Annotated in this window: 7 protein-coding genes and 1 pseudogene; 3 read left to right on the plus strand and 5 right to left on the minus strand. The window is 72.9% G+C overall.

The window, feature by feature from the left end:
• Together G3I40_RS00320 and G3I40_RS00325 are read right to left on the minus strand one after the other, a co-directional pair.
• Nucleotides 1–354, minus strand: a pseudogene (locus tag G3I40_RS00320) (sensor histidine kinase); the annotation flags it as partial.
• The gene (locus G3I40_RS00325) at nt 351–1,055 is read right to left on the minus strand and encodes a response regulator transcription factor (RefSeq protein WP_164300120.1); all 705 of its coding nucleotides are present in this window, start codon (nt 1,053–1,055) and stop codon (nt 351–353) included. The gene G3I40_RS00325 and the pseudogene G3I40_RS00320, both read right to left, overlap by 4 nt.
• Before the next feature lie 143 nt (nt 1,056–1,198).
• Here G3I40_RS00325 and G3I40_RS00330 point away from each other — a divergent pair, with 143 nt between their 5' ends.
• Nucleotides 1,199–2,431, plus strand: coding sequence for a cytochrome P450 (locus G3I40_RS00330; RefSeq protein ID WP_164300121.1), 1,233 nt, complete (start codon nt 1,199–1,201; stop codon nt 2,429–2,431).
• Here G3I40_RS00330 and G3I40_RS00335 read toward each other — a convergent pair.
• Together G3I40_RS00335 and G3I40_RS00340 are read right to left on the minus strand one after the other, a co-directional pair.
• Nucleotides 2,419–4,236 carry a SpoIIE family protein phosphatase gene (locus G3I40_RS00335; RefSeq protein WP_343244780.1) on the minus strand — a complete coding sequence of 606 codons (1,818 nt, stop codon included), beginning with the start codon at nt 4,234–4,236 and terminating at the stop codon, nt 2,419–2,421. The genes G3I40_RS00330 and G3I40_RS00335 overlap by 13 nt on opposite strands.
• A gap of 225 nt (nt 4,237–4,461) precedes the next feature.
• Nucleotides 4,462–5,874, minus strand: a complete 1,413-nt coding sequence (locus G3I40_RS00340; RefSeq protein ID WP_164300122.1) for an aminopeptidase P family protein — start codon at nt 5,872–5,874, stop codon at nt 4,462–4,464.
• A gap of 135 nt (nt 5,875–6,009) precedes the next feature.
• Here G3I40_RS00340 and G3I40_RS00345 point away from each other — a divergent pair, with 135 nt between their 5' ends.
• Nucleotides 6,010–6,993, plus strand: a complete 984-nt coding sequence (locus tag G3I40_RS00345; protein WP_164300123.1) for a helix-turn-helix domain-containing protein — start codon at nt 6,010–6,012, stop codon at nt 6,991–6,993.
• Between the two features lie 196 nt (nt 6,994–7,189).
• Nucleotides 7,190–8,011: a DUF1206 domain-containing protein gene (locus G3I40_RS00350; RefSeq protein ID WP_343244781.1), complete on the plus strand. Its 822-nt coding sequence runs from the start codon at nt 7,190–7,192 to the stop codon at nt 8,009–8,011.
• Nucleotides 8,012–8,021: 10 nt separating this feature from the next.
• On the opposite strand, the gene G3I40_RS00355 is transcribed toward G3I40_RS00350, so the two are convergent.
• On the minus strand, nt 8,022–8,642 hold the full coding sequence (locus G3I40_RS00355; protein WP_164300126.1) for a DUF1345 domain-containing protein: 621 nt from the start codon (nt 8,640–8,642) through the stop codon (nt 8,022–8,024).
• Between the last annotated feature and the right edge of the window lie 52 nt (nt 8,643–8,694).

Genomic DNA, 8,694 nt, shown 5'->3' on the forward strand with positions numbered 1-8,694 from the left:
CGGGTCGGGCAGGCGCGGCGCGGCGTCGCCCGGGTCCCGCAGCCGGGGTGCCAGGTCCCGGACGGTGCCGTCGGGCCTGCGCAGTTGGAGGTAGAACTCCGAGGCGCCGAACAGCCGGACGTCGGTGGCGAGCGTTCCCCCGGGCCCGGCCTGCTCCAGTTGTTGCGTCACCCGCTGGCGCACCGCGCGCAGGGTGACGTCGGTGCGCCGGGTGAGGTCGTTGCTCAACGCCCCGTAGACGACGGCGTCCAGGACGACCAGGGCGGCGGCGGCGAGGGTGAGCAGTGCCAGCAGGAGACGGCCGCGCAGGGAACGGGGCCGAAGGGAACGGCGCCGGGCCGCGGCCCGCTTCACGAGGTCTCCTGCGCGCGCAGGATGTAGCCGACGCCGCGCCGCGTCTCGATCAGGCCCGGGCCGAGGGCGTCGAGCTTGCGCCGCAGGTAGGAGATGTAGGTCTTCAGCACCCCGTGGTCGCCCTCGCCGAACTCCCATACGTGTTCCAGCAGTTGCTGGTGCGTCAGGACCCTGTTCCGGTTCAGGAGCAGGTGGTGGAGCAGCCGGTACTCGGTGGGCGAGAGCTCGACGGGCACGCCGGCCCGGCGCACTTCGTAGGTCTCGGTGTTCATCTCCACGTCGTCGCAGACGAGGAGGTGGGGCGCGGTGCGGGCCTCCCCCCGGCGCAGGACGGCACGTACCCGCGCGGCGACCTCGGCCAGCCGGAACGGCTTCGTGATGTAGTCGTCGGCGCCCAGGTCCAGTCCGTCCACGACGTCCTGCCCGCCCTCCCGCGCGGTCAGGAAGACGACCGGGGTCGTCGACCCCGCCTGCCGGAGCCGGCGCACCACCTCGAACCCGTCGACGTCGGGCAGCATCACGTCGAGCAGCACGAGGTGCGGGGCGTGCTCACGGACCGCTGCGAGGGCGGCTCGTCCCGTCGCCGCCTGCGCCACCTCGTACCCGAGGAACTGCAGCGAGGTGACCAGGACGTCCAGGATGGCCGGTTCGTCGTCGACGACGAGCAGGCGGGTTCCGGGCGGGACCTCTGGTGCGTTCATCCCCGCATCCTGGCATCGCGCTCCGCGCCCCCGAAACCCGCGTCCGTGACCGGCCCGATGCCCTCTGGACGCCCTGGTCACCGTAGGAGAACGTGGTCCCGACACATCGCGGCGCACCATCCCTGACCGATCGAAGGAGTCCCGTGCCCGAGCAGCACCCGATATTCGTCCTGGATCCGGCGAGCCCGGACCACCACGCGGAACACCGGGCGCTGCACGCCCGGGGCGCGGCGAGCCGCGTGGACCTGCTCGGCGTCACGGCGTGGGCCGTCAGCGAGCCCGTCCTCCTCAAGCAGCTCCTCACCAGCCCGGCCGTCTCCAAGGACGCGCGCGCCCACTGGCCGGCCTTCGCCGACACCGTCGGGAGCTGGCCCCTCGCCCTGTGGGTCGCGGTGCACAACATGTTCACCGCCTACGGCAGCGACCACCGCAGGCTGCGGCGGATCATCGCGCCCGCGTTCACCGCGCGCCGCACCCAGGCCATGCGCGTCACGGTCGAGTCGACGGTCTCCGGACTGCTCGACGACCTCGAACGCCTCCCGGCCGGCGAACCGGTGGACCTGCGCACCGGCCTGGCCCTGCCGCTGCCCATCGCGGTGATCGGACAGCTGCTGGGCGTACCGGAGGACCAGCGCCCGGGCTTTCGCGACCTGGTCGACGGCGTCTTCTCCACCAGCCTCACCCCCGCGGAGGCGGCAGCCAACGTCACCGCCGTGTACGAGGCGCTGGACCGGCTGATCACCACCAAGCGGGCCGAGCCCGGCGACGACCTGGCCTCCGCGCTGCTGAGCGCTCGCGACGACGAGGGCGACGGCAGCGGCCTGGCCGACACCGAGCTGCGCGACACGCTGCTGCTGATGATCAGCGCGGGCTACGAGACCACCGTGAACGTGATCGACCAGGCGGTCACCGCGCTGCTGACCGACCCCCAGCAGCTCGACCACGTGCGCGCGGGCCGCGCCGACTGGGGCGACGTCGTCGAGGAGACGCTGCGGCACGAGCCCGCGGTCAAGCACCTGCCGCTGCGCTTCGCGGTCGAGGACATCCCGCTGCCCGACGGTGACACGATCGCCCGCGGCGAGCCGATCCTCGCCTCCTACGCGGCGGCCAACCGCCACCCCGACTGGCACGGGGCGAGCGCCGACCTCTTCGACGTCACCCGGCCGACGAAGGAGCACCTCGCCTTCGGGCACGGCATCCACTTCTGCCTCGGCGCGCCGCTCGCCCGCCTGGAGGTCACGACCGCGCTGCGCATGCTCTTCGAACGGTTCCCCGACCTGGAACTCGCCGTGCCCGCGAAGGAGTTGGAGCCGCTGCCGTCGCTCATCAGCAACGGCCACCAGCGGCTGCCGGTGCGGCTGCGTCAGTCCGGCTGACCGGGCTCGGTCGGCTCCTCCGGCCCGTCCTCGTCGACCTCGAACCACACGGTCTTCCCCTCCGGCTCGGGGCGGATGTTCCACTGGTGGGCCAGCAGGTCCAGGAGGACGAGGCCGCGTCCGGAGGAGGACATCTCGCCGGGGGCGCGCCGGTGCGGGACCTCGTCGCTGTGGTCGGTGACCTCCACCCGCAGGCGGCGCCGGCCGCGAGCGCCGCTGATCTCTGCTCGGAGCTCGGCGGCGTGCTCGGTGTGGATGAGGACGTTGCCCAGGAGTTCGGAGACGAGCAGGAGGGCCGTGTCGACCTGCTCGGGTCGCGCCCAGTCGTGCAGCAGGCCCTGGAACTCGATGCGGGCGTCGGACAGTCCCTGGGCCTGGTCCTGTTCCAGGGTGAGACGCAGCTGCCGCCCGGACCGGTTCGCGTGCACGCCGGACGGGTCGCGGCGCAGGAGCAGCAGGGCGATGTCGTCCTCGGTGAACGCGGCGGGCCGCTCGTCCGCCGGCGAGGAGGAGGGCGGGGCGACGACCGCGCCCAGGAGCCGGTCCGCAAGCCCGTCGAGGTCCTCGGCGCTGCCGGGGGTCAGCGCGCCGCGCACCCTGAGCCAGCCGGAGTACATGTCGTGGCCGCCGGCCTCGATCAGGCCGTCGGTGCACAGCATGAGGATCTCGTTCTCGCGCAGGGTGACGACGCTGACCGGATAGTTGTCCTCCTCCAGGTCGAGGCCCAGGGGCAGGCCGCCCCGCACGTGCTTGAGCAGGCAGGTGCCGTCCGGCAGGCGCAGCACGGGGTGCGGATGCCCGGCGCGGGCGATGCGCAGGACGCCGGTGGCGGGGTCGGCCTCCAGGTAGATGCAGGTGGCGAAGCGGCCCTCGTTCAGGGACGCCAGGAAGCGGGAGGCGCGTACGAGGACGGCGTCGGGGCCGTGGCCCTCGGCGGCGTAGGCGTGGATGGCCGTGCGCAACTGGGACATCAGCCCGGCGGCCTGCACGTCGTGGCCCTGGACGTCGCCGATCACCAGGCCGAGGCGCCCGCCGGGCAGGGCGATGCTGTCGAACCAGTCGCCGCCGACCATGAGTCCCCCGCCGGTGGGAACGTACCGGGCGGCGACGGTGAGGCCGTCGACTCCGGGTCCGATGCGTCCCATGCTGCTGCGCAGGCTCTGGGAGAGGGCGCGGTCCGCCTGGCCGTTGTAGGTCTGCTCGATGCTCAGGCCGAGCAGGTGGGCGACGGTCACCAAGAAGGTGCCGAGACCGTCGGTCATCCGTACCGGGGCACCGAACGCGGCCATCCACACCCCGGTGAGCTGGCCGTACGTGGTCAGCGGGAGGAAGGCCCAGGCCGCGGACCCGTCCTGTTCGGACAGGGGCCAGGTCGATCCGAACCGCGCGCGGTAGTCCTGCGGGGCGGAGAGGAACACGGAGCGTCCGGTCCGGGCCACCCGCACCGCCGGATGGTCGGCGTCCAGGGGCAGGCGGACCGCGTCGCCCTCACCGTCGCGCAGGCCCAAGTGCCCTACGCAGTAAAGGTCTTCGCGGTCCGCGCGGAACACCGCCTGGCTGCTCAGCGGCAGGGATTCGTCGGCCAGCTGGGAGACCAGGACCAGCGCCTCCCCGAGCGAGTCGACCCGGGCCAGGGCGTGCCCCGTCACGAGCAGGTCGGCCGCACTGTGGCGCATGCGCTCCGACACCGTGGCGGAGCCGTCGGCGGCCGGGCCCGCCAAGCGGTTCAGTGCCTCGACCTGACGCATCTCCGCGTCGTACTCCTCGGCCCTGCCGTCCTCGCGCCCGCCACCCACCTGCGGCACTCCCGTCTCCTGTCCGCCCTGCTGCCTCCCCCCATGTTCCGTCGGGCGGCCGTGCGGCGCCTGCTCAGCTGCCGCCGCGTCCGGCGGCCCGGCGCCGCTCGGCACGGTGGGCGGGCTCCTCGACGGCGCGCCGCCAGGCGGGTGACATCTGCTGTCGTGCGTCAGGGCACGAGGCCGAGCCCTGACACAAGGTCAGGGGCAGGCCGTCGCGTGGCCGGGGGCGCCTCAGCCCGCGAACCGCGCCATCCACGCCTCGACGTCGTCCGCCGACCGCGGCAGCCCGGCCGACAGGTTCTCGTGGCCGTCCGCGGTGACCAGCAGGTCGTCCTCGATGCGGACACCGATGCCGCGCCACTCCTCGGGCACGGTGAGATCGTCCGGCTGGAAGTACAGGCCGGGCTCGACCGTGAGCACCATGCCGGGTTCGAGGACGCCGTCGACGTACTCCTCATTGCGGGCCTGCGCGCAGTCGTGCACGTCAAGACCGAGCATGTGCCCGGTGCCGGCCATGGTGAAGCGGCGCTGGAGCCCGAGTGCGTACGCGCGCTCCGCGGGGCCCTCGATGAAGCCCCACTCGACGAGCTGGGCCGCGAGGTGGCGCTGGCAGGCCTCGTGGAAGTCGCGGTAGGCGGCGCCCGGCTTGACCGCCGCGAAGCCGGCCTGCTGGGACGCGTACACCGCGTCGTAGACGGTGCGCTGCAGGGGCGTGAAGGTGCCGCTGACCGGCAGGGTGCGCGTGACGTCGGCGGTGTAGAGGGTGTGCGTCTCCACACCGGCGTCGAGGAGCAGCAGGTCGCCGGGGCGCACGGGCCCGTCGTTGTCGGTCCAGTGCATGATCGTGGCGTGCTCGCCCGCGGCGCAGATCGAGCCGTAGCCGACGTGGTTGCCCTCCAGGCGTGCGCGGCGGAAGAAGGTGCCTTCGATCCAGCGCTCGGAGGAGGCGATCGCGCGGGAGAGTTCGCCGATCACGTCGGTGAATCCGCGCACGGTGGAGTCCACGGCCTTGCGCAGCTCGCCGATCTCCCAGTCGTCCTTGACGAGGCGGAGGTCGCTGAGCGCCTCCTCCAGTGCGGCGTCGCGCTCCTCGTCGGTGGTGACGGCGGCCTCGAGGGAGGGGTCGACACCGCGGACGATCCGGGTCGGCACGCCCGCGGTCGCGGCGAGGTCCTCGGCGGCGGTGCGCACGTCACGGCATTCCAGGCCCAGCACCTGCGCCGCCTCGGCGAGGGAGCGGCGCCGGCCCATCCACAGTTCCGCGGTGGGGCCGGTCCAGAACTCGTCGTCGTCCCTGCTGTCACGCGGCAGCTGGTAGCAGTACGCGTCGTGACCGCCGTCCGGACGCGGTACGAGGACGAGCGCGCCGTCACGGGCCTGGTCCCCGGTCAGGTGCACGTACGCGGAGTGCGCCCGGAACGGGTAGGTGTCGTCGTTCGAACGCACCTTGAGGTTGCCGGAGGGGATCACGAGGCGTTCGCCGGGGAAGCGCGCGGACAGCGCCGCGCGGCGGGCGGCCGCGTACGGGGCCTGCTCGTCCGGCGGCAGGTCGTGCCGCTCGGTGTCCGCCCAGCCCGTGCGCATCAGGGCGGAGAGCTCCTCGGAGATCCCCGGGTAGAGACCGTTCTTCCGGCGTTTCGCCATGGCGTGCACCTTCCTGTGGGTGTTGCTGCAGAGGGCACCCGGACGGTATCCGGCAGCGGGAGGGCCAGGTGCCGCAGCGTGCCACTGGCACGGATCGGCCACGGCGGTGCGCGGCGCGACGCCGATAATGGGCGCATGGCGAACGCGAAACTGGGCGAGGCCCTGCGGCATCTGGGCCTGGAACCGAGGGCGGCCCGGGTCTATCTCGCCCTGCTCGACCTGGCACCGGCGCCGCTGAGCGCGATCGCGGCCGAGGCCCGGATGGACGGCGCGGACCTCACGGCGGCGTACGAGGCGCTGGTCGACGCCGGTCTGGCCAGCGCCGCCGAGGAGGGCGCGGACGTGGTGGCCCCGGTGCCGCCCACCGCGGGTCTGGAGATCCTCGCCCGGCACCGGGCCGCGGAGGTCGAGGAGTCCCGCCTGACCGTCACCGGCGCCTTCGAATCGTTCCGGCGCCAGCGGCTCGCCGCCTACAACGACGATCTCGTCGAGGTCGTGACCGGCGACGCCGTCGGCCCGCGGACCCGGCAGGCCTGGGCGAGCGCCCGCGAACAGATCCGGCAGTTCGAGTCACCGCCGTACTTCCCCGTGCCCAGCAGCACGGCCGACGCCCTGGCCACGCTCGCCCGCGGTGTGACCCAGCGGGTCATCTACTCACGGGCGTCGCTGGAGCACCCGGGCCATCTCAAGGACGTCGTCGAACCGTGCGTCAAGGCCGGTGAGCAGGCCCGTGTGCTGCCGTCGGTACCGGTCAAGCTCCTGATCATCGACGAGGCGTACGCGCTCGTCTCCTTGTCGATCAAGGAGGCCGACGTGCACAACACGATGCTGGTGGTGCAGCCGTGCGGCCTGCTGTCGGCGCTGATGGCACTGTTCGAGCAGTCCTGGCAGAACGCGCTGCCGTTCCACGGCCGCACCACCCGCCCCGGCGGTCTGCCGCCCGCGGACCGCCGCCTGCTGTGGCTCCTCGCGGGCGGCGCGGGCGACGACGCCATCGCCCGCGAGCTGGGCATCAGCCGCCGCACGCTGTACCGCCGTCTGCAGATCCTGATGGCCCGCCTCGGCGCCGAGAACCGTTTCCAGATGGCGCTGCAGGCGCAGCGCAGCGGGTGGCTGTGAGGCGGCTGCGCTTCTCCAAGGCGTCACCGCCCCGCACTCGCGCGTGGGCGGCCCCGTCCCGGTCGACGCGTCCCGCGCGGGCAGACCGTCCGCTGAACCGGTTGGGGCGGCACGGCCCCGCATGCGGCGCCGATGCCGGGGAACACGACGTCAGGCGCCGCATGTCGGGCGCACCGACGGCGTGAGGAGACAAGCGGTGAAGCGGACCAGGGGTGGGATCACGGCCCGGAAGGCGGCCAACAGTTCCGTGGTCGACACGGGGGCGCGATGGGGGCTGGCGGCGCGCGGGGTCCTGTACCTCCTGATCGGTCTGCTGGCCCTGCGGGTCGCGTTCGGTCACGGGAGCAAGGAGGCCGACAGCAGCGGGGCCATCCGCGAACTGGCGCAGCAGCCGTTCGGCAAGGTCCTCGTCTGGGCGGTCGGCATCGGCCTGGTGGGCATGGCGCTGTGGCGGCTCACCGAGGCCCTGTTCGGCGCCTCGGGTCCCGACGGCAAAAAGCCGCAGAAGCGGGCGCTGTCGGGCGTGCGGTGCGTCTTCTACGGGTTCATGGCGTTCTCGGTGCTGTCGTTCGCCGTCTCCTCGCGCGGCAGCGAGGGCAGCGACGCGAAGTCGCAGGACTTCACGGCGCGGGCGCTCGACCTTCCGATGGGGCGCTGGCTGGTCGGCGTGGCCGGGCTGGTGGTGATCGGGATAGGCATCGGCGTCGGACTGCGGGCGGCGATGCGCAAGTACCACAAGAACCTCAAGAAGGTGCAGATGTCGCAGCGCGTGCGCCGGGCCATCGATGTGCTGGGCGTCAGCGGCGGGGTGGCCCGCGGGGCGATCTACGCGGGCGCGGGCGTCTTCGTCCTGATCGCCGCGGCGAAGTACGACCCCGACAAGGCCAAGGGAGTGGACGGCACCCTGCGCACCTTCGCCGAGACTCCCGCGGGGCCGTGGCTGCTGGCCGTGGTCGCGGTGGGTCTGCTGCTGTTCGGCCTGTTCTCGTTCGCGCTCGCCCGCTACCGCCGGGTCTGACCTCCGGCGGTCAGCCGGTGACCAGTCCGGCGACGAGGTTGATGGCGGTGGCGAGGATGCTGGTGCCGAAGACGTACGACAGCAGGGTGTGGCGCAGGACGATCGCGCGGACCGTCGAGCTGGACACGTCGGTGTCGGACACCTGGTACGTCATGCCGAGGTTGTAGCTGAAGTAGAAGAAGTCCCGGTAGGCGGGCGGCTCGGCGGAGTTGAAGTCGATGCCGCCGCCGCTGGAGTAGTACACGTACGCGTAGCGGGTCGCGTACATGAGGTGCAGCGACGCCCAGGCCAGGAAGACCCCGCACAGCGCGGTCGCGGCGGCGACGTGTCCGGTGTCGGACCTGCCGCGCAGGAGCAGCAGCACGATGGCGACCAGTCCGGACAGGGAGACGGCGACCACCGCGAGTTCCTCGGCGAGCGGCCTGAAGTCCTCGCGGCGGGCGTTGCGGTGGGTCTGCACGGCGTCCAGCGGCCACAGCACGGCCCAGCCCGACACCACGAAGAGCAGCTCGGTCACGGCGATGCCGACGAGCCAGCCGAGGGGTGCGTCGCTCGCCACGCCCACCGCCGCGCCGGTCAGGGCGCCCAGCACCACGGCCACGACGAGCCGCGGGACGGCGGGCAGCGGCATCCTCATGGGGTGATCCTCGCATCGGCGCCGGGCGGCGGCACGTACTCCCGCA

The organism is Streptomyces sp. SID14478, assembly GCF_010548525.1.
Classification (GTDB): domain Bacteria; phylum Actinomycetota; class Actinomycetes; order Streptomycetales; family Streptomycetaceae; genus Streptomyces.